This window comes from Ulvibacterium sp. (assembly GCF_028285715.1).
Lineage (GTDB): Bacteria > Bacteroidota > Bacteroidia > Flavobacteriales > Flavobacteriaceae > Ulvibacterium.
In genome coordinates, this window is record NZ_JANQOO010000017.1 from 542968 (window position 1) to 562801 (window position 19834).

The 19834-nt window shown below is 42.5% G+C and carries 15 protein-coding genes and 2 tRNA genes; 13 read left to right on the forward strand and 4 right to left on the reverse strand.

The features are described 5' to 3' along the window. Window positions 1–4: 4 nt before the first annotated feature. From Q0993_RS09445 to sppA, 3 genes are read right to left on the reverse strand one after another with little or no spacing between them, the layout of a single operon-like run. Window positions 5–2725, reverse strand: coding sequence for an AsmA-like C-terminal region-containing protein (locus Q0993_RS09445; RefSeq protein ID WP_299532214.1), 2721 nt, complete (start codon window positions 2723–2725; stop codon window positions 5–7). 43 nt (window positions 2726–2768) lie between these two features. Then, on the reverse strand, window positions 2769–3479 hold the full coding sequence (locus tag Q0993_RS09450) for a queuosine precursor transporter (RefSeq protein ID WP_299532216.1): 711 nt from the start codon (window positions 3477–3479) through the stop codon (window positions 2769–2771). A 3-nt stretch (window positions 3480–3482) separates the two neighbouring features. Beyond that, window positions 3483–5243 carry a signal peptide peptidase SppA gene (sppA, locus tag Q0993_RS09455; protein WP_299532218.1) on the reverse strand — a complete coding sequence of 587 codons (1761 nt, stop codon included), beginning with the start codon at window positions 5241–5243 and terminating at the stop codon, window positions 3483–3485. Between the two features lie 69 nt (window positions 5244–5312). Here sppA and folK point away from each other — a divergent pair, with 69 nt between their 5' ends. Then, a complete protein-coding gene (folK, locus tag Q0993_RS09460) occupies window positions 5313–6458 on the forward strand; it encodes a 2-amino-4-hydroxy-6-hydroxymethyldihydropteridine diphosphokinase (protein ID WP_299532221.1) in 1146 nt (381 codons plus the stop codon). Between the two features lie 109 nt (window positions 6459–6567). Here the strand turns inward: folK and Q0993_RS09465 are convergent, their stop codons facing one another. Continuing rightward, complete coding sequence (locus Q0993_RS09465; RefSeq protein WP_299532223.1) at window positions 6568–7110, reverse strand: RNA methyltransferase; 543 nt, start codon at window positions 7108–7110, stop codon at window positions 6568–6570. Window positions 7111–7292: 182 nt separating this feature from the next. Between Q0993_RS09465 and mutS the strand changes: the two genes are divergently transcribed. The 12 genes from mutS (at window position 7293) to Q0993_RS09525 (ending at window position 19820) form a co-directional block, all read left to right on the forward strand. Then, the gene (gene mutS, locus Q0993_RS09470; protein WP_299532225.1) at window positions 7293–9875 is read left to right on the forward strand and encodes a DNA mismatch repair protein MutS; all 2583 of its coding nucleotides are present in this window, start codon (window positions 7293–7295) and stop codon (window positions 9873–9875) included. A gap of 146 nt (window positions 9876–10021) precedes the next feature. Then, window positions 10022–10094: transfer RNA gene (locus Q0993_RS09475), tRNA-Gly, on the forward strand. Window positions 10095–10167: 73 nt separating this feature from the next. Further along, window positions 10168–10252 (forward strand) — tRNA-Leu (locus tag Q0993_RS09480). A 571-nt stretch (window positions 10253–10823) separates the two neighbouring features. Next, complete coding sequence (locus tag Q0993_RS09485) at window positions 10824–11552, forward strand: DUF2927 domain-containing protein (protein WP_299532227.1); 729 nt, start codon at window positions 10824–10826, stop codon at window positions 11550–11552. A gap of 199 nt (window positions 11553–11751) precedes the next feature. After that, window positions 11752–12450, forward strand: a complete 699-nt coding sequence (locus tag Q0993_RS09490) for an orotidine 5'-phosphate decarboxylase / HUMPS family protein (protein WP_299532229.1) — start codon at window positions 11752–11754, stop codon at window positions 12448–12450. A 15-nt stretch (window positions 12451–12465) separates the two neighbouring features. Continuing rightward, the gene (locus Q0993_RS09495) at window positions 12466–13491 is read left to right on the forward strand and encodes a zinc-binding dehydrogenase (RefSeq protein ID WP_299532231.1); all 1026 of its coding nucleotides are present in this window, start codon (window positions 12466–12468) and stop codon (window positions 13489–13491) included. Between the two features lie 6 nt (window positions 13492–13497). Then, a complete protein-coding gene (locus Q0993_RS09500; protein ID WP_299532233.1) occupies window positions 13498–14277 on the forward strand; it encodes an SDR family oxidoreductase in 780 nt (259 codons plus the stop codon). Between the two features lie 72 nt (window positions 14278–14349). After that, window positions 14350–15243, forward strand: a complete 894-nt coding sequence (locus Q0993_RS09505; protein WP_299532234.1) for a sugar phosphate isomerase/epimerase — start codon at window positions 14350–14352, stop codon at window positions 15241–15243. 1268 nt (window positions 15244–16511) lie between these two features. Beyond that, a complete protein-coding gene (locus Q0993_RS09510) occupies window positions 16512–17102 on the forward strand; it encodes a DUF4202 domain-containing protein (RefSeq protein ID WP_299532236.1) in 591 nt (196 codons plus the stop codon). Between the two features lie 40 nt (window positions 17103–17142). Continuing rightward, a complete protein-coding gene (locus Q0993_RS09515; protein ID WP_299532239.1) occupies window positions 17143–17721 on the forward strand; it encodes a bifunctional precorrin-2 dehydrogenase/sirohydrochlorin ferrochelatase in 579 nt (192 codons plus the stop codon). Window positions 17722–17874: 153 nt separating this feature from the next. Next, a complete protein-coding gene (locus Q0993_RS09520; protein ID WP_299532242.1) occupies window positions 17875–18510 on the forward strand; it encodes an ElyC/SanA/YdcF family protein in 636 nt (211 codons plus the stop codon). A gap of 56 nt (window positions 18511–18566) precedes the next feature. Beyond that, window positions 18567–19820, forward strand: a complete 1254-nt coding sequence (locus Q0993_RS09525; protein WP_299532245.1) for an NRAMP family divalent metal transporter — start codon at window positions 18567–18569, stop codon at window positions 19818–19820. The last annotated feature ends 14 nt before the right edge of the window (window positions 19821–19834 follow it).

The window sequence follows — 19834 nt, forward strand, 5'->3', positions numbered from 1 at the left end:
TACACTATTCTTGTTGTATCGTATCCTTTTTCTTTCCGAACAGCCCCCCCAAAATACCTTTTGCCGCTTCTTTTACCGGATCTTTTTTTGGATCGGCCAGGGAATCCGTACCTGTCCGGGTACTGTCTTTTCCACTCTTGTTGCCGCCCAAAATACCCCCAAGAACTGCTTGGACACCATCCGAAGTAGCATTTTCACTTTGGGTAGAATCACTTTCGGATGAATTATCCGATAGAAGTCCCCCTATTAAATCCGTTGCGGTATCCTTGCCTTTATTAAGAAGTTTTTGCTTTTGAATTTCCACCAATTGGCCGGTTAAATTCTTGACCCCGGAAGTTAAATCGGTACTCACATTGGGGCTGGAATAATCTCCCCTAATGTTAGCCGTAACAGGAACGGTAAGTGTTTCCAAATTCTCCTCATCGATTTGGGCAATTAAATCGTTAACCTGTTTGCCCAAATACTTGGCCGGCACATCCATTGTGGCCTTATAATCCAGTTTTTTATCAAAACCATGGCCTCCGTCCACATTAATGGCGATATCCCTGTACTTTACTGTAAAGGGCTTTACGCTCACCAACCCATTCTCAAAGGAAAGTTGGGTCTTCAAGTCCTTTAGATTCAGTTCCTTTAGGTTAACAAAATCCAATTTGCCATCTAGGGAAGAAAGTAATGGGGCCTGTTCCGTGTCAATCTCCTGGGTCATTACATTGGCCAACAAATTCCCGGTCAATGTTAATAGGTCAGGCGTAAAATCTTCGGTCAAATTTCCAGAAAGTTTGATTTCGGTATCCAATTTACCCTCTAAGACCTGCGCAATGGGCGCTAGAACCTGAAACATTTCCATGGCCTCAAAAGTTTCCCTAATCTGCAGTTGGGCCATATCCAGTTCCATGGCAAAAACGGGAGTTTCTTCCTTGGTAGAGACCTCACCTTTAAAGGCCATTTGACCATCAAAAATGGAAGAGGTCATATTGTTCAAAATTGCTTTTTCGTCCTTTATACGAAGATTGCCCCTTACATCCTTTAATCTAATATTATCATAGATTACGGTATTTGCCATAGCTGCAATACTCACATCCAAAAAGGAAGGAATCTTTATTTTCTCTTCTGTGGATTCCGATTCCCCAGACTTAGTTTCCGAAGTACTTGTCGTTTCGTCCACCATAAAATCGTTTAGGGCAAAGGTGTTTGATTTTAGATTGAAATTGCCCTTTACTTCTTCATCGTTGAACATGAACCCTAGGAGATTGCTGATTTTGCCCGTAATGTCAAAATCAGTCTGGCCTGTAATCCCGTTCATTTCCTCAAGACGCACCATCTCGGGATCGAAACTCACGGCCACGTTGTTCAATTTTACAGGATTTGTAATTTCTGCCGAGCTGTATTCAAAGTCCTTTACGCCAATATTTCCAATTGTCTTGGTCTTCTCATATTGCTTTTGCTCTACCGAGGCCATATCAAATGCTGTAGTTACATCAGCTTTTAAGATTCCACTTAGGTTCAAATCCGTGGGAACTGGATAGGCCTGGGAGATATTAGCAAGGTTCATCCTACCGTCCATATGGGCATCAACCCTTGTATTGCCCATGAGTTCCGAGATTTTTGAGGTAACATTAAACCGGTCCTCATCTATGTTGAAAGACAATTTTTCAATATGTACATAAGTATCTTTGGCAATACCCGTGGTGTTGTTGATTTCGGCATCAATAAAAACATTACGAACCGATTTGGGTAAATCCGGATATTTAAAGGAAGCGTCTTCCGAGTTTATACTGATGTTGAATTTCGGAATATGTGTTTCATCGACCACTCCGTTGATGGCTCCTTTTACCGTGAAGTTTCCCGTTGTCCTAACATTTTCGATGTTCTTGGAATACTCCTCAGGAATTACGGCTAAGAAATTTTTAAAGTCGGATGATGGGGTCTCAAACCCAATGGCCACCTCTTGATTATTCTCATTTAGTTTGACAAATCCATCAAATATCAAGGGCAATTGGTTTACCAGGGCTTCATTTTTTAAAAAGGTGTATTTGTTTTCCTGAAGATCTATGCCTATCAAGGCATCCAACTTCAACATATTGCGGTTCAAATAATTGGTCCCGCCCATTCCAAAAGTCACTAGCGTTTGGGTCTCCGTATCCAATTCAGAGGTTTCCAATGAAAGATCTCCTGTACCACTATGTTGGAAATCGGATAATACCAGACGGATACCTGTAGCCAAATCGGCATACGAAATCTCGGATTCCGTAATCCCGTAGGACTCCAGGTTAAAGGAGAAACTATCCGAAGATTGTTCGGCAACATCCGTTACCTCCGATTCCTTGGCAATAACATAGTTGGCATTTTCCGCACTATCGATTTTAATATTTAGGGTAGCGCTTTCTACTTGAAAGTTTTTTATGCCTATGGGATCACCTTGAGATTTAAACAACTCCCCCAAACCCATTTTTAAACCTATCCTTCTTGCCGCGAAAAGGGTATCTCCCTCAAAAGGAGCATGGTTGAGCAAAGCCACATTCTCGAAAGTGACCTGAGCATTCGGAAAACTGCTGATTAGGCTTAAACGGGCATCGGTAAAATCCAGATGCGCATTTACATTCGAGTTCACATTATTCTTAATGATATCCCCTATTTTGGCCTCAAGGAAAAAGGGGACTGCGATCAATAGGGCAACAATCAACAGCAAAAAAATAGCAAGAATGCGGAGAATCTTCTTTTTCATGATATGTATATTCTTCGATTAGAACTTAAAAAAGCGTTCTTTATTATGCTTCCAGGTCGATTTCCTCGCCGATGGCAAGCTTAAACCGTTTTCTTAGGAGATATACGAAAAAATACAGGAAAGGGGTATCCAAAAATGCTATAAAAATCTTAAAAATAAATCCGCTGATTACAAGTCCATAAAAAAGGTTCCAAGGGAGTATGCCAAAAATACAGAGTAGCCCCACCACCGTAAAAGTATCTATGAATTGCGAAAGAAAAGTAGAAAAGTTGTTTCGCAACCATAAGTATTTTCCCTTGGTCAATTTTTTCCAAAAATGATATATCGCTATATCCACATACTGTGCGCAAAGATAGGCGATCATAGAGGCCAGGACGGCAACAGGAGAAAGTGCGAACACCTTTTTGAAAAGGGCATCATCGATTGGGGAAGAGGGTATGGCCGGTACGGCGTCCGAAATGTAAATAAAGCCCATGGAAAAAAAAGAGGCAAAGATCCCAGCAGTCACGATTTGGTTGGCCTTTTTCTTTCCAAAAATCTCCGAAATAAGATCGGTAATCAAAAAAGTGACTGGATAAGGCAGCACACCTACTGAAATTTCAAATAAAGGAGCTCCAAAAAGCTCTATTTTTCCGAATGGATTCCAGTAGAAAAACTTCTGGAAAATTAGATTGGACACCACCAATGAGGTAATGAACAGTGCCCCCAGATAGAGATAAATCCGGTAGGCCAATTTCTTGTCCTTTTTGGTCATAAATTATTTAATGTTGAGAATAAAGGGCATCCGAGCCTGGATTCCCTTTTGTTTCATAGCGGTACGTATCTGTTTTATAATGTTATAGGTCTCCAGACCAACTTCCCTTTCGATGATACTTTCATAGGTTTTTGCACTAGCCCCGCCCATATCTTCCATAAAGCGCTCAAATCCCGATTTGTATCTTGGATATTTCTTAAGCCTGTAATCGTCCAGTTCTGCCAATGTCGCTGCTTCCGCAACGGCATCCTTCAAAGTGCCCAGTTCATCCACCAGACCTAATCGTTTGGCGTCCACGCCACTCCAGACCCTGCCCTGGGCCAGGCTGTCCGCTTTGGCAATCGATATACCCCTGCCCTTGGAAACACGATCCAAAAATGTGTTGTACGCATCTTCCACACCCTGTCGGACAACCGTCCTAAAGTTGTCGCCCATGGGTTCAAAAATGGAATACCCAACGGAATTCGTATTGGTTCCTACTTGTTCTGCATTGATACCGATATCATCCGTTAATTGCCCAACGTTAGGAACGGTTCCGAACACGCCTATTGAGCCTGTGACCGTTGTGGGCTCCGCAAATATCCTATCCGCTCCCGAGGCAATGTAATACCCCCCCGAGGTAGCCATATTTCCCATGGAGACCACCACCGGCTTTTTCATCTTGGCCAACTCGATCTGTCGCCAGATAATATCGGAGACCAGTGCACTACCACCCGGTGAATTGACCCGAACTACAATGGCCTTGACCGACTTGTCATCACGCGCCTTTATTAGGGCTTCGTTCATAATGCCCTGACCAATCAAATCCTGTCCTCCTTCGCCATAGATAATTTCGCCCTGTGCGAAGATTACGGCAACCTTGTCCCTACCCGAGGATATTTCTTGGGTTTTGGCATATCCTATGTAGTCCTCCAAACTCAAATAATTCAATTGATCTGGATGCTCCAATCCGGAAGCCTTTGCCAGTTTTTCCTCATACTGATCAAAATAAAGCACGGAATCGATAAGCCCGCTCTTCAGGGCAAACTCCGGGGACCTAGCTCCCAAGGTATCGGCAATAACATTCAGGTCTCCTTCGCTGATGTCGCGTTGCTCAGAAATGTCAGAAAGCATAGAATTCCATAAGGATTCCAGCAGTTCATGAATCTGCGTACGATTTTCTGGACTCATTTCATTGGACAAAAAAGGTTCTACTGCGCTTTTGTATTTTCCATGGCGCACGACTTCCATCTTTATCCCTGTCTTCTCCTGAAAATCCTTAAAATATAACACTTCCGTGGAAAGACCCTTAAAATCCATTTTACCCACGGGGTTTAGGAATATGGAATCGGCCACACTGGCCAAATAATAATCTTTTTGTGGGTAGAAATCCGCGTAGGCATATACGAATTTACCACTTTCACGGAATTTGGAAAGTGCCTTGCGGATGGTCTGCGTCTGGGCCAACCCCGCCATAATAAAGTTATTGGGAATGCTTATACCTTTAATATCCGTATCCTTTACGGCAACCTCGATGGCCTGTACGATATCATCCAATCCCAAGGACTGCTCAAAAAATCCGTCAAAGGGATCTCCGGCAGTCTTGCCTACGTAGTCCTTTACTGGGCGTTGTATCCTTAGCTCCAAAATGGAATTTTCCTTAATATTGATGCCTTCTTCCATGTTGCTTACCAAGCCCAGGAATACCACGAACATCACCATGATAATTCCAAAGGCAATCATACATCCCAATATCGCCGCCAATAGATTTCTTAAAAATTTCACGTAATGCTTTGTTAGAATTCGTTTCAAAGATAACCAAAGTGATTTTGTTTTGCTTACTTTGTTCGCGCTATGGAGGTAATAAACCTGACATATCTTTCCATTGGAAGTAATCTTGGGGATCGATTTTTGAATATTCAGGAAGCCCTATTCCATATTCATGAGGAAATTGGTGAAATCAGTGCGATTTCCCACGTATATGAATCCGCTTCATGGGGTTTTAAGGGCGAGGATTTTTATAATGTCTGTATAGGCCTAAGGACCTCATTACAACCACTAGACCTACTAAATCGTATTCTGTCCGTTGAAAAACGATTGGGAAGAATTCGTGAGAATGCCAAGGGGTATGCTTCCAGAACAGTGGATATCGACATTTTATATTTTGAAAACGAGATAATCGATAACGACCAACTTACCATTCCCCATCCCAAATTGCACGACCGTCGTTTTGTACTTAGGCCCTTGGCGGATATTGCGCCACAGCTTTATCATCCTATTCTTCAGAAAGACACCCGTAATCTTTTGCAGGAAAGCAAAGATGGGAACATCCCTAAAAAGACGGATCGTGTTTTGTTTCCCTCTCGGGAAGCGCTTTTTTCAAATGTGCAGTTTATCGCCATTGAAGGGAATATCGGGGCAGGAAAAACCACATTGGCCAGGAGAATGTCTACCGATTTTAATGGCAAACTGGTGCTGGAAAGGTTTGCTGAAAATCCTTTCTTACCCAAATTTTATGAAGACAGCAACCGTTATGCGTTTCCCTTGGAAATGTCATTTTTGGCGGACCGTTACCAACAATTTTCTGATGACACTTCGCAGTTTGATCTTTTCAGGAATTTTATGATAAGTGATTATGATATTTATAAGTCTTTAATTTTTGCCAAGATTACACTTCAAAAAGAGGAATTTGAACTCTATCGAAAAGTTTTTGACTTCATGTACAAAGAGGTGAAAAAGCCTCAAATCTATGTGTACTTATATCAAACCACGAAACGATTATTGGAGAATATCAAGAAGCGGGGAAGGGACTATGAACGGAATATCGGACCAGACTATCTTGAAAAGATCAATAGAGGCTATTTTGATTTTTTAAAAAGCTACCCAAAGGCAAATTGCCTAATCATAGATATTAGTGAAATGGATTTTGTAGCGGACCGGGATGATTATAATACCGTGGTTCGGACCATCCAAAACTTTGCCCTTGGTCAAGGAAATTAACACAATTTTGGCAAATTTCTTGCACAATACCATTGGATTTACGTTATTGCATCCTCAATTGAACAACTAACTAACTCAAACTATATATCTCTGCCCTAATGTAAAAACGTTAGGGCATTTTTATTTTAGACAATTTTGACCAAATATCCCAAACAACCACACCTGCGCTTACGGCTACATTCAACGAATGTTTAGTGCCATATTGGGGGATTTCCAAAACTCCATTACAAAGGTCCACAACTTCTTGGGACACTCCCTTTACCTCATTCCCAAATACCAAAGCATATTTTTTTTCGGCCTGTACAGGGAATTGGTTCAGCATCGTAGCATTCTCGGCCTGTTCCACCGCCATTACACGATACTTCTGAGCCTGTAGATCTGGCACAAGATCCACTGTACTCTTATGGTATTCCCAGGCTACGCTATCCGTTGCCCCCAAGGCTGTTTTATGAATATCCTTATGGGGAGGGCAGGCTGTAATACCACACAAGTAAATTTTCTCGATTAAAAAGGCATCCGCAGTCCGGAATACAGAACCAATATTGTTAAGACTTCTGATGTTATCTAGAACAAGGACCAATGGGGATTTTGGAGTCTCTTTAAACTCCCCTATGCTGGGCCGGTCTAATTCTTCATTCTTTAATTTGCGCATTTTATGAGTTGAATTGCGTAGTTCTTGCGTACCCGCTACGTGGAAAACTTATTCATAAATATCAACATCCATTTTCAATGATTCGTAAAATGGGTACATTCGTTCGAGTCACTGTTTTGTAAAAATAAACCAATAAAATCGCTTTGGGCAACACATTAAAAACAAAAAAGGTAACCCCCTTGATGAAGCAATACAATACCATCAAGACAAAATATCCCGATGCCCTATTGTTGTTCCGAGTAGGTGATTTTTACGAAACCTTTGGGGAGGATGCCGTAAAGACCTCCAAAATTTTGGGCATCATCCTTACCCATCGCAATAATGGGGGCGATCGTACAGAACTTGCCGGTTTTCCCCATCACTCCTTGAATACTTATCTTCCCAAATTGGTAAAGGCCGGACAGCGTGTTGCCATTTGTGATCAGTTGGAAGATCCAAAAATGACCAAGACCATAGTGAAGCGGGGCGTCACGGAATTGGTGACCCCAGGGGTAGCTATGAACGATGATATTCTTCATGCCAAAACCAACAATTTTCTTTGCGCCGTGCATTTTGGAAACAAGGTATTGGGTATTTCCTTTGTGGACATTTCCACCGGAGAGTTCCTTACGGCCCATGGAGATGAAGAACAAATTGATAAACTACTACAAAATTTTGGCCCCAACGAAGTCTTGGTTTCCAAGGCTCATAAAAAAGAATTTTCCGAAGTTTTCGGCACTAATTATCATTCATTTTATCTAGAGGATTGGGTATTTCAGCACGACTATGCACTAGAAATGCTCAACGGACACTTTAAGACGACTACGCTTAAGGGTTTTGGCGTGGACCATCTTACCGAAGGTGTTGTGGCTTCCGGCGTAGTGTTGCATTATCTTTCCGAAACCCAACACCGACGGTTGCAGCATATTACCGCCCTTAGACGCATTGCCGAGGAGGAACATGTTTGGATGGATCGTTTTACCATAAAGAACCTGGAACTGTACCATTCGGTCAATGAGGGAGCTGTAACCCTATTGGATATCATAGATAGGACCTTATCCCCCATGGGTGGTCGAATGTTAAAACGTTGGTTGGCATTACCCTTAAAAACTATTGAAAAAATAAGAAGACGCCATCAGGTCATTGCCTATTTAACCCAACAGGAGGATGTCCTTCAAAAATTACAGCACCATATTCGGCAAATGGGCGATTTGGAACGCCTAATTTCCAAAGTGGCCACGGGCAGAATCAATCCAAAGGAGACCGTACAGCTTAAAAATTCATTGGAATCCATTATCCCCATACAACAATTGGCCGTACAAAGTGTTGACGCTTCCCTACAATCTATCGGGGATCAATTGCACTCCTGTGATATGCTCAGAGCCCGAATCAAGGAAATTCTAAATGAAGAGGCCCCTGTAAACGTACAGAAGGGAAATACCATTGCACAGGGATATTCCGCAGAACTGGACGAATTGCGGGAACTTGCCTATTCCGGCAAGGAGTACCTGGACAAGATGTTGGAACGGGAAACCGAACGAACCGGTATAACTTCCCTCAAAATAGCCTCCAATAACGTATTTGGCTATTATATCGAGGTACGCAACACCCATAAGGACAAGGTACCCGAAGAATGGATTCGTAAACAGACCTTGGTCAATGCAGAACGCTATATAACCGAGGAGCTTAAGGAGTATGAAGCCAAAATATTGGGTGCCGAGGAACGGATCTTAAGCCTGGAACAACAATTGTTCTCCCAACTTATCGTTTGGATGCAGGAATATATAGCACCTGTCCAGAACAACGCCTATCAAATTGCGCAATTGGATTGCCTTTGCGGATTCACCCAATTGGCCCGGGAGAATTCCTATGCACAACCCTTGATCAATGATTCCACCGAGATTGAAATTAAAAATGGAAGGCATCCCGTCATTGAAAAGCAATTGCCTTTGGGCGAGGCCTATATTGCCAATGACGTGCTGTTGAACAGGGAAGATCAGCAGATTATCATGATTACCGGCCCCAATATGAGTGGTAAATCGGCCATTTTAAGACAGACCGCATTGATTGTGCTTTTAGCCCAGATAGGCAGCTTTGTACCGGCGGAATCTGCTAAAATTGGAGTGGTGGACAAAATTTTTACCCGGGTCGGTGCCAGCGATAATATCTCCATGGGGGAGTCTACCTTTATGATGGAGATGAACGAAACCGCCTCCATCTTAAACAACCTATCCGAACGAAGCTTGGTACTCTTGGACGAAATAGGCCGTGGAACAAGCACCTACGATGGAATTTCCATAGCTTGGGCCATATCCGAATATCTCCACGAACACCCAGCACGGGCCAAGACCCTCTTTGCGACGCACTATCATGAGCTCAATGAGATGGCCGTGACTTTTGAGCGCATTAAAAACTATAATGTTTCCGTAAAAGAGCTAAAGGACAGGGTTCTCTTTCTTCGGAAATTGACACCTGGCGGCAGTGAACATAGTTTTGGCATCCATGTGGCAAAAATGGCCGGTATGCCGCAACAGGTTATCCATAAAGCCAACAAAATTCTAAAGAAGTTGGAAAAATCGCATTCCAGCGAAGAATTGACCCATAAGCTCCAAACAGTTCAGAGTGAAATGCAGCTGAGTTTCTTTAACCTGGATGATCCGCTTTTGGAGGAAATCAAGGAAGAGATTACCCATTTGGACATCAATACACTTACCCCTGTGGAGGCCCTTATGAAATTGAATGAAATAAAACGCTTATTGACCAAGAACAAAAAGGCCTCTTCATAAACAGAACGAACCATAGCGAAATGGTTTTTATAGCATTGTGTTTTTGCCCTCATTTTTTCTTTGCCTTTTACCAAATTGTATTAAATTTGCACCTGCCTTAGGCATATGGGTTCTCACATTTTTTTTATGCCAAGTTCCTGTATAATGCGAAAATAGCTCAGTTGGTAGAGCGCCACCTTGCCAAGGTGGAGGTCGCGGGTTCGAATCCCGTTTTTCGCTCGACTTCGACTCCGCTCAGTCAACCAGGGTGGAGTTTTTTTTTAATTGAAGTAAAAAATTATAATTAAGTCCTGCTCGAGTGGTGGAATTGGTAGACACGTTGGACTTAAAATCCAATGGCCATTATGGCCGTGCGGGTTCAAGTCCCGCCTCGAGTACGAATAAGTAAAAAAACCAAGGCAAAAGCCTTGGTTTTTTTATGAAACAAAATGAGCCAAGTTTACTTGAGCAAAATTTTGTGGAATAAAATCAATTCGTTTGAATTGATTTTTTACTTTCAACACGTTCGAACCGGGACTCGCCTGAGGCAATTCCCGCCTCGAGTACAAATAGGTAAAAAACCAAGGCTTTTGCCTTGGTTTTTTTATGAAACAAAATGAGCCAAGTTTAATTGAGCAAAATCTTGTGGAAGAAAATCAATTCGTCTGAATTGATTTTTTACTTTCAACACGTTCGAACCGGGTCAAACTTTTTTGGAGTTCAGTGGACAAAACAAAAACCAAGCCACCGGTCTTGGTTTTTATCCTCAACACGTTAGAGCTGGGACCCGTAAAAGCGTGAAAGACCGAACAATTTTGGCCTCGAGTATCGAAAAAAATGGAATTCCATACCCAGCTATCCAAAACTTTAATCAAAGGAAGCAAAGATCTCATATCTTAGTTCCACACATGGCAGATGTATAGATCATATGATCTAAATTTCCAAAATGCCCTAATTGGAACTAAAAAAATGACCCATCGATTCTCACTCCTTTATGTATTGGGCACGTTCTTTTTGCTCGTATCCTGTACGGAAGAAGAAGTTCCGGTACCACCGGATCTACCATTGAGCGAATCGGATGTTGAAGTAATCCGTTATTTTAAGGACGTAGCCTTAGGATTTGAATTTGGCAACTCCTCCGAAGTCACAAGGAAATGGGAGGCCAGTATGAGAATATTTATGGACGGCGCTCCTACGGCGGACAACAGGTTAACGTTGGAACAGGCTGTACAAGATATCAATCAACTGGCAACGGATGGTTTTTCAATAGAGATCGTGGATGATCCCTTACGTTCCAATTGCTATGTTTTTTTTGGTTCGGGCTTGGATTTTGTAGAACTTTTTCCAGATGAGGAAAGTAATGTATTCGCCTTTACCACCGGATATTTTAGGGTATGGTGGAGCAACAACAATGTCATCCAAAAAGCCAGAATCATCATCAATCCCAATTTATTGACCCCAACGCAACAAAGAAGCGTCATTTTGGAAGAAATTACCCAATCCATAGGGCTCACCAATGATTCGCCTTTGCAACCCGATTCCGTTTTCTATGAGACCTTAAACGATGCCGGCTATGCACCGGAGTATGCGGATATTGACAGGGAACTGATCCGATTGTTGTACCATCCCAAAATGAACACCGGACTGGATGAAAATCAAGTAGAAGAAGTATTGCGGGATATCCTGAACGATGATTAAAAAATGCTCAACATAGTCGATAATTCACCATAGCGATAGTAGAAAACCGAGGTTTTCCTTGTATTGGTCAAGCACTATTTTTATACACCATGACCATCAAGTTGCCATAATTTCCTCGGAAGTACTAGTTTCTCAACACTTCACTTTATTCTACCATCCTAACCTCTAAATTTCTATATTTATGGGATAATCCCTTTCTATGCAACCCATCGTCCAAATATCCCTAGACCTTACCCATATCGATGAGGCCCTGGAAACCGCTGCAATTGCCCTACGCGCGGGTGTGGATTGGTTGGAAGCAGGGACTCCCCTGCTTTTGGCAGAGGGCCTACATGGGGTAAGAAAACTTAGGGAAGCCTTTCCGGAAGTCCCTATTGTAGCGGATTTAAAAACCATGGATGGCGGGTATCTGGAAACCGAAATGATGGCCAAAGCGGGTGCTACCCATGTGGTTGTCATGGCCCGTGCCCATGAAGAGACCATTAAGGTGGTGGCGCAGGCCGGTAAGGATTTTGATGTTAAGGTTATGGGTGACAATTTGGGTTGCCCGGATATGGTGGAGGGAGCCAAAAAACTTGAGGCACTTGGTTGCGATTATATTATTCATCATATAGGTTATGACGAAAGAAGGGGCATAGCCGCAGCGGGATTGCCCATGCCAAGTCCCTTGGATGAATTGCAAAAGGTAGTCGCCGCTGTAAATGTCCCGGTACAGGCTGTTGGCGGACTTTCCTTGGAACAGGCCATACAATGCCCGGAATATGGCGCCCCCATGGTGGTTTTGGGTGCCCCGCTTACAATAGATGCGGACGCCTTTAAGACGGCAGAAGGTGATCTTGAAAGTTCACTTCGGCTTATTTGTGAAAAAATCCACCGATATGGACAACTTTCCAACTAAACAAATTGTGTATTTATGAAATCTCCCGCGGTCGTTAATTTTGCACCTGAAAAAGGAAGTGTTGAGATACGGGAAATTCCAAAACCTGTTATTGGGGAAGATGATGTTTTATTAAAGGTATCCCATGTAGGGGTTTGCGGCAGCGATCTCCATCAATGGACCTCAGATCACAGTTGGCCCGTAAACTATCCAGTGGTACTGGGCCATGAATTCGGTGGACATGTTGTTGAATTGGGAAATCGCGTAAAGGATTGGAAGGAAGGAGATCGGGTAGTCAGTGAAACAGCGGCAATAATAAATACAGATAGTCCCCTATCCCGCCAAGGACTTTATAATCTGGATCCAGATAGAAAAGGTTTTGGTTACGGCGTTAACGGTGCCATGACGCAATTTGTAAAGGTGCCGGCGAGATGCCTACATACCGTTCCGAAGAACCTTCCCTTTGAGCATGCCTGTTTAACGGAGCCCTGCTCAGTGGCCTATAATGCCGTAATCATGAATTCGAATATTAGGCCAGGAGATCGCGTTATTGTCCTAGGTCCGGGTACCATAGGTATCCTTTGTGCGGCCATGGCCAATTTATGTGGGGCCGAAGTGGCCATACTAGGTTTGGAATCCGACTCCGAGCGGTTAAAAACCGCGCAACAATACGATTGCCATGCCATAATAGGAGACGCTTCCGAATGGTCCAAAGAAAAAGATGGGTTGGGCGTGGATTGTGTCATCGACGCTGCCGGTGTAAGCCAAACTTTGCAAATAGCGCTTCAGTTGGTTCGTCCCAACGGTCAGATTACCAAGGTGGGCTGGGGGCCCCAACCGCTTAACTTCTCCTTGGATCCTTTGGTCCAAAAAAATGTTCGATTGCAGGGAAGTTTTAGCCACAACTGGCCTATCTGGGAGAAAGTACTTTCCTTACTGCAATCGGGTCGTCTTGATGTAAAACCCATTATAGGCGGAATTTGGGGCGTGGAAGAGTGGCATGCCGCATTTACGGCTATGCATTCAGGACAAGTGATAAAGAGTATTCTGCAACCGAATTAATGAACCATGCGATTAGAAAATAAGGTTATTATTGTTACTGGAGGGTATACGGGGATTGGCAACGCCATTGTCCGCTCCTGCCTAAGGGAAGGGGCACGTGTAGTCGCCAACGGATTACGGGAAGAAAAAGCCGAAAAAGTAATTGACGAATTGGGCACAAAGAATTTGGTGGTACATACACAGGACGTTACCGAGGAAGCGGCCCCCGAAAAGCTTGTACAGGTCGCCATGGATAGCTTTGGCAAGCTGGATGCCGTGGTCAATAATGCAGCCATTATCCAATCTTCCAATATCGCCACCACGGATATGGATTTTCTAAAGCGGATGCTTGCGGTCAATACCTTGGCTCCTTTCGCCCTTATACAATCGGCCCTACCCCATCTAACAGAGGCCAAGGGCTGTGTTTTAAACATCGGTTCCATAAATGCATGGAGCGGTGAACCCAACCTTTTGGCATATAGTATCTCCAAGGGAGCCTTGATGACCATGAGCCGAAACCTAGGTGACACCTTATTTCGGGAAAATGGGATTCGGGTAAATCAGATCAATCCGGGGTGGGTATTGACGGAAAACGAATTGGCCAATCAAAAAGCATTGGGAAAGAAGGAAGGCTGGTATAAGGACATTCCGGCACTGTTTGCACCTGCCAAAAAATTGCTTAAGCCCGAGGAGATAGCCGCTGCGGCTGTCTTTTTGCTTTCAGATGAGTGTGGTCCCGTCAGCGCTCAGGTCATTGAACTGGAGCAATATCCCATGATAGGCAGAAATGTTGCTAAGACCTGGTAGCCCTTGTTGATCAGGCCAACAATTCATCGCTGAAAGTTTGAAGACGTTGAGAAACCATAAATCCATAATACTTTGCCAAAACTAGCTGTTTTTCCAAAAGCCTATATGCAGGCCCTTTGTAAGGATGGAACCATGAAGGTTTCCGAATGGGTCCAATTGGCCGACAATCTCGATGTCCATGGTCTGGAATGGTATGCCGGCTTTTTGGAGATGGAGCGTAAGGCCAACTGGCCTTTGTTCCGAAAGCAAGTAGAAGATACTGAAAAAAGTATCCCGATGCTTTGTTGTTCCCCGGATTTTACCCATCCCGATGGCTCCTTTCGGCAAAAGGAAATCCAAAAGCAATTGAACTGGATAGAAATGATCTACGCCCTGGGGGGGAACTATTGCAGGGTATTGTCTGGTCAACGGCGTCCGGAACTAAGTATTGAACAAGGCGTAAATCTGGCCGCGGAATGTATAGAAACCTGTTTGCCCAAGGCGGAAGAATTGGGTGTGACCCTAATTTTGGAGAATCATTATAAGGACGATTTTTGGGAGTATCCCGAATTTGCGCAGCAAATGGATGTATTCTGTGCGCTGGTGGATAAAATAAAGCACCCCTACTTTGGTGTAAATTATGACCCTAGCAATACTTTTTTAGCTGGAGAGGACCCATTGGAATTATTATATAGGGTATCGGACAGGGTGGTTACAATGCATGCAAGTGATCGCTATCTTATTGAGGGGACCATAGAAGACCTAAGAAAGGAGGAAAACGATTCCTTGGGGTATGCCAAACGATTGCGCCATGGGGAAATTGGTCAGGGTCTTAATGACTATGATGCCATTTTTACCGAATTAAAACGCGTAGGCTTTGATGGCTGGATCAGCATAGAGGACGGTGTGGATGGTATGGAGCAACTGGAACGTAGTGTCCTATTTCTTAGAAAAAAAATAAAAAAATATTGGCCGGAATTCAATTAAAAGCTCCTTTTAAAACGGTTTTTTTAATCTGCTTATCCCGGAATGGCTGTCCAAGGATATCCAATTAAGCAGTCTATCTTCGAACCTCAACCATATCATTCGTTTCCCTTCCTTCCAATACGCAATACGCTCCAATTGTAAGTTTCATTCCATTATCGGCCTTTTTGGGATTTTCCGAAACCCTTACCCCCCCATTTAGCACATTATTCCAAATAAAAAATCGGGTTTGGATCAAAAAAAATTGAGCTTTAGTGTAACTTTTTTAAAATGCCGTGGTCTTTAATTCAAACGATAAGAAATAAAAAGTTCATTTAACATACTGATTATTAATTATTTAAACTCTAATCGAATTTTAGTTCGAATGAAATAAATGTTAAATAATATATAAAATAGTACCTTTTTATACATAGTACTGTAACAAAAAATATTTCCGGTCGTCTATTAATCAGAAGTCAATTAAAAAACAACATAAAAACTATTAAAAACTAGAAATTATGAAAGCATCATTTACAAAAACAGCAACAGAGTCAAAATCAGGACAGTATTTCTCTTCCTTTAGCGGAAGCAAAAGAGCACAGTGGGCACAGTACAGAAACTTTAACCGGTAATACAGATTTAAAAACAACGACATCAACAACATAAAAAACTAGAAATCATGAAAGCATCATTTACAAAAACAGCAACAGAATCAAAATCAGGACAGTACTTTTCCTCTTTTAGCAGCAGCAAGAGGGCAAAGTGGGCACAGTACAGAAACTTCAACCGATAATACAGATTTAAAAACAACGACATCAACAGCATAAAAAATTAGAAATCATGAAAGCATCATTTACAAAAACAGCAACAGAATCAAAATCAGGACAGTTCTTTTCTTCTTTCAGCGGTAGCAAGAGGGCACAATGGGCACAGTACAGAAACTTTAATCGTTAATATCAACAAATCAGCGGAGGCACATCAGCACTAAACGAACAATATCATGGAAACATTCATCAATCAATCGGTAACGGAATCCAGCAGGCTAGCTTTTTTAATCAATATTGAGCACAGCAAGCGAATCCGCAGAACAGACCAAACCTATTGCCTCCGCTAAGCGGTCTGTCTAAACACATACTTCAAGGGATACACTTCATCAATGTATCCTTTTTTTATGCTCAAAATTGAATACTGGACCTTTACCTCTTTCAGTATTTCAACAAAAAAGCATTCAACTCTCCTATTGAAGAACAACGGATGCGGTCTTTTTGTATCTTCGGATAAAACATGTGGTTATGTCCAACCCCGACAAGTTAACAAAGGCTTTTCAGTTATTTGACCAGGCCAATAGTGAAGATCCGAACCAAGAGGAACATTCCGGTAAAACCTACCCCAAGGAATTGCTATATGCCATTCGCATGACCGAAAGATTGGATAGTTTTGCCCCTAATGCCTCCGAGGCCCTACAACTTACCGCACGTTGCCAACACATCCGGCGTTGGGAAATACCGAGGGGCTCCTATCCTATGGATCGAATCGGTTATTTGAAATGGCGACAGGAACTGAAAAAGTTCCATGTCCAGAAGGCCTCCGAAATTCTAAAAGAGGTAGGCTATGAGACAGATGTTATTGAAAAGGTTTCCTTTCTGTTGGAAAAGAAGCAGTTAAAGAAAAATGAGGATACGCAAACTTTGGAAGATGTCATATGCTTAGTGTTTTTGGAGTTTTATCTTGAACCTTTCTCAGAAAAGCATCCAGAAGAAAAGAGCTTGGAGATTCTCCAGAAGACCTGGCGCAAAATGTCCGAGACGGGGCAGAAAGCCGCATTGGATCTACCACTTTCAAAAAAGGCATACGAATTGGTAGTCAAAGCCATTAAAGAATGAACATAAATCAAGTAAGTAGAGCAACTTAAAGATACGTCAGATGGAACGAAATGAACTCTATCCCATATTCCTAAAGGTATCCCAACTGAACGTACTTATTGTTGGTGGCGGCAACGTGGCTTTGGAAAAACTTACCTTTTTGTTGAAATCGAGTCCAAATGCCAAGGTCCAAATGGTTTCCAAGATGTTTCGGGAAGATACCATTGCCTTGGCCAAGGAATTTGATGTGGAAATGATTAAGGCCGCCTATCACGAAGGTTACCTGGAAGGCAAGCATATAGTCGTAGCTACTACGGACCAGGTTTCCGTAAACGAATTGGTATACCACGATTGTAGAAAACGGAGTATCTTGGTTAATGTGGCCGACAATCCCCCATTTTGTGACTTTTATATGGGTGGTATCGTTACCAAGGGCAATGTAAAGGTCGCCATTTCCACCAATGGCAAATCACCTACTACGGCTAAGCGTCTACGCCAGTTTTTTGAGGATGTTATTCCCGACAATATTGATGATCTCGTCAAAAACCTCAATGAATACCGGAAAACCCTAAAAGGTGATTTTGAGGAAAAAGTAGAAACCTTAAATGAGTTTACCAAGGGACTGGTCAATAAAAAATAGACCTAAAATTGATGTTAGGAAACATCTTATACTTCACGGACAGATAAAGACCGTGTGTTATTCCCAATCTTGTCTTGATTTTTCTTTCGCAGTCTTCAACACCTAAGTTTTCCGCATTTCCTTACCTTTATACAGCTTTCCTTCCTACCCAAGATGAGAAAAAAATACCTTAAGTTTTTGAGTTTACCTTTTGTAATAGCCTTGCTGCTCATTTTGCTATGTAATGTTATTATAGATACATCAGCTGAAGAGAAAACATTCTCAAATGTTGATGGGATTCCTAAAAATCGGGTAGGATTGGTATTGGGGACCTCGAAAAGACTGGTCAGCGGACAGGAAAATCCGTACTATACCTTTAGGGTCGAGGCTACAGTAAGACTCTTCAAGGCCGGGAAAATTGAATACATCCTCGTTAGTGGGGATAACGCCACTATTTATTACAATGAACCTTCTACTATAAAAAAGGATTTGGTCAAAAAAGGTATTCCCCAAGAAAGAATTTTTTTGGATTATGCGGGTTTTCGGACCTTGGATTCCATGGTCCGGGCAAAAGTGGTTTTTGGACTGGACAGCGTAACAGTAATTTCACAAAAATTCCATAACGAGCGGGCCCTATATCTGGCCGAAAAAAAAGGGCTTACCGCTATTGGTTATAATGCCAAAGACGTTGCCGGCCAACAAGGTTTTAAGGTGCAGTTCCGGGAATATTTTGCCAGGGTAAAAGTCTTCCTTGATCTTTTGTTCAATACCCAACCCAAATTCTACGGGGAACCTATAGAGATAAAATAAAGCAGTCCCTGTTTTAGCTCAAAATACCGTATTTTAGAGCTCATAACCTCCAGACTATGTCAAAAATCAAAACGCTACTGAGAAACCTCGGGCCAGGTCTCCTATTCGCCAGTATGGCCATCGGTACTTCGCATTTGGTCCTCTCCACCAAGGCAGGGGCCCAATATGGTTGGGTTATGGCCATTCCCATTCTATTGGCCAATATTTTTAAATATCCCTTTTTTGAGTTTGGCGTACGCTATACCAATGTTACGAACAAGACCCTAATTGAAGGCTATCTAAACCGCGGCAAGGGATATTTGTGGTTCTACGCCTTTATTACCCTAATAACTACATTTACCATTTTGGCGGCCCTGTATACGGTTACTGCGGGGCTTTTTATCAATCTTTTTAAGGTTTCGCGTATTTCCGTGGGCATGGTTGCTCTGGGACTATTCGCATTCATTAGCTCCCTTTTGATTATTGGTCGATACAAATTCTTGGAGGTTTCCTTAAAATTTGTGGTATCCATTTTATTTATTGCCCTAATCGTTACTACGGGATTAGTAATCCTTAAGGGGCAGGTGACCGAAGTAGAGAATTTTAGCCCGCCTGCAATTTTTAATGAAGTTGGCATTCTGTTCCTAATAAGTCTTATGGGTTGGATGCCCACCACAGTAGAGGCCTCTAGTTGGGTAAGTTTGTGGAGTATCGAAAAATGGAAAGGACAGAAAGAAAAACCATCTTTGAGGGAATCATTGCAAGAATTTAATACCGGTTATTTTATGACGGCACTTTTGGCCCTATTTTTTTTAATTATCGGTTGGATGACCCTTTACGGAACGAATACGGAGCTCAGTGGAAATGCAACAACATTTGCCGATCAAGTGGTACAGTTATTTACCACCCATATAGGGCCTTGGGCCTATATTTTTATAGCCATCTCGGCTTTCGCCACTATGTTCAGTACCTGTATGACCGCTCATGATGCCGTTACACGTGTGGCCCTTGATATTATAGATTTATTGAACCCTAAAGTTAAATTGACTGGAAAGAAGGGCTATTTTGCGTTGGGAGTGCTTGTGCTGGCCGCAGTTAACTTTGTGGTAATCGCCACCTTTAGTGCCAATATGGGAAAGCTAGTAGCACTGGCAACCTTCGTCTCATTTGTGGTAGCCCCCATTATTGGCTACATGAATCTTAAAAATGTGATGAGCGAAGAAATTCCGGAAATCCACCGTCCTAAAAGAAGTCTAAGGATTTTAACCTATTTGGGCATCGTTTTTCTATCCCTTTTTTCCTTGCTCTATTTTTGGATGATTGTCTTTTAAAACCACATAACCGC

What these genes read in the sequence shown, in the direction of transcription:
- Q0993_RS09450 (WP_299532216.1), bottom strand. Translation starts at nt 3,479, where the DNA reads ATGACCAAAAAGGACAAGAAATTGGCCTACCGGATTTATCTCTATCTG.
- mutS (WP_299532225.1), top strand. Translation starts at nt 7,293, where the DNA reads ATGAAGCAATACAATACCATCAAGACAAAATATCCCGATGCCCTATTG.
- Q0993_RS09495 (WP_299532231.1), top strand. Translation starts at nt 12,466, where the DNA reads ATGAAATCTCCCGCGGTCGTTAATTTTGCACCTGAAAAAGGAAGTGTT.
- Q0993_RS09525 (WP_299532245.1), top strand. Translation starts at nt 18,567, where the DNA reads ATGTCAAAAATCAAAACGCTACTGAGAAACCTCGGGCCAGGTCTCCTA.
- Q0993_RS09490 (WP_299532229.1), top strand. Translation starts at nt 11,752, where the DNA reads ATGCAACCCATCGTCCAAATATCCCTAGACCTTACCCATATCGATGAG.
- Q0993_RS09485 (WP_299532227.1), top strand. Translation starts at nt 10,824, where the DNA reads ATGACCCATCGATTCTCACTCCTTTATGTATTGGGCACGTTCTTTTTG.
- Q0993_RS09445 (WP_299532214.1), bottom strand. Translation starts at nt 2,725, where the DNA reads ATGAAAAAGAAGATTCTCCGCATTCTTGCTATTTTTTTGCTGTTGATT.
- folK (WP_299532221.1), top strand. Translation starts at nt 5,313, where the DNA reads ATGGAGGTAATAAACCTGACATATCTTTCCATTGGAAGTAATCTTGGG.
- Q0993_RS09500 (WP_299532233.1), top strand. Translation starts at nt 13,498, where the DNA reads ATGCGATTAGAAAATAAGGTTATTATTGTTACTGGAGGGTATACGGGG.
- Q0993_RS09510 (WP_299532236.1), top strand. Translation starts at nt 16,512, where the DNA reads ATGTCCAACCCCGACAAGTTAACAAAGGCTTTTCAGTTATTTGACCAG.
- Q0993_RS09520 (WP_299532242.1), top strand. Translation starts at nt 17,875, where the DNA reads ATGAGAAAAAAATACCTTAAGTTTTTGAGTTTACCTTTTGTAATAGCC.
- Q0993_RS09465 (WP_299532223.1), bottom strand. Translation starts at nt 7,110, where the DNA reads ATGCGCAAATTAAAGAATGAAGAATTAGACCGGCCCAGCATAGGGGAG.
- Q0993_RS09515 (WP_299532239.1), top strand. Translation starts at nt 17,143, where the DNA reads ATGGAACGAAATGAACTCTATCCCATATTCCTAAAGGTATCCCAACTG.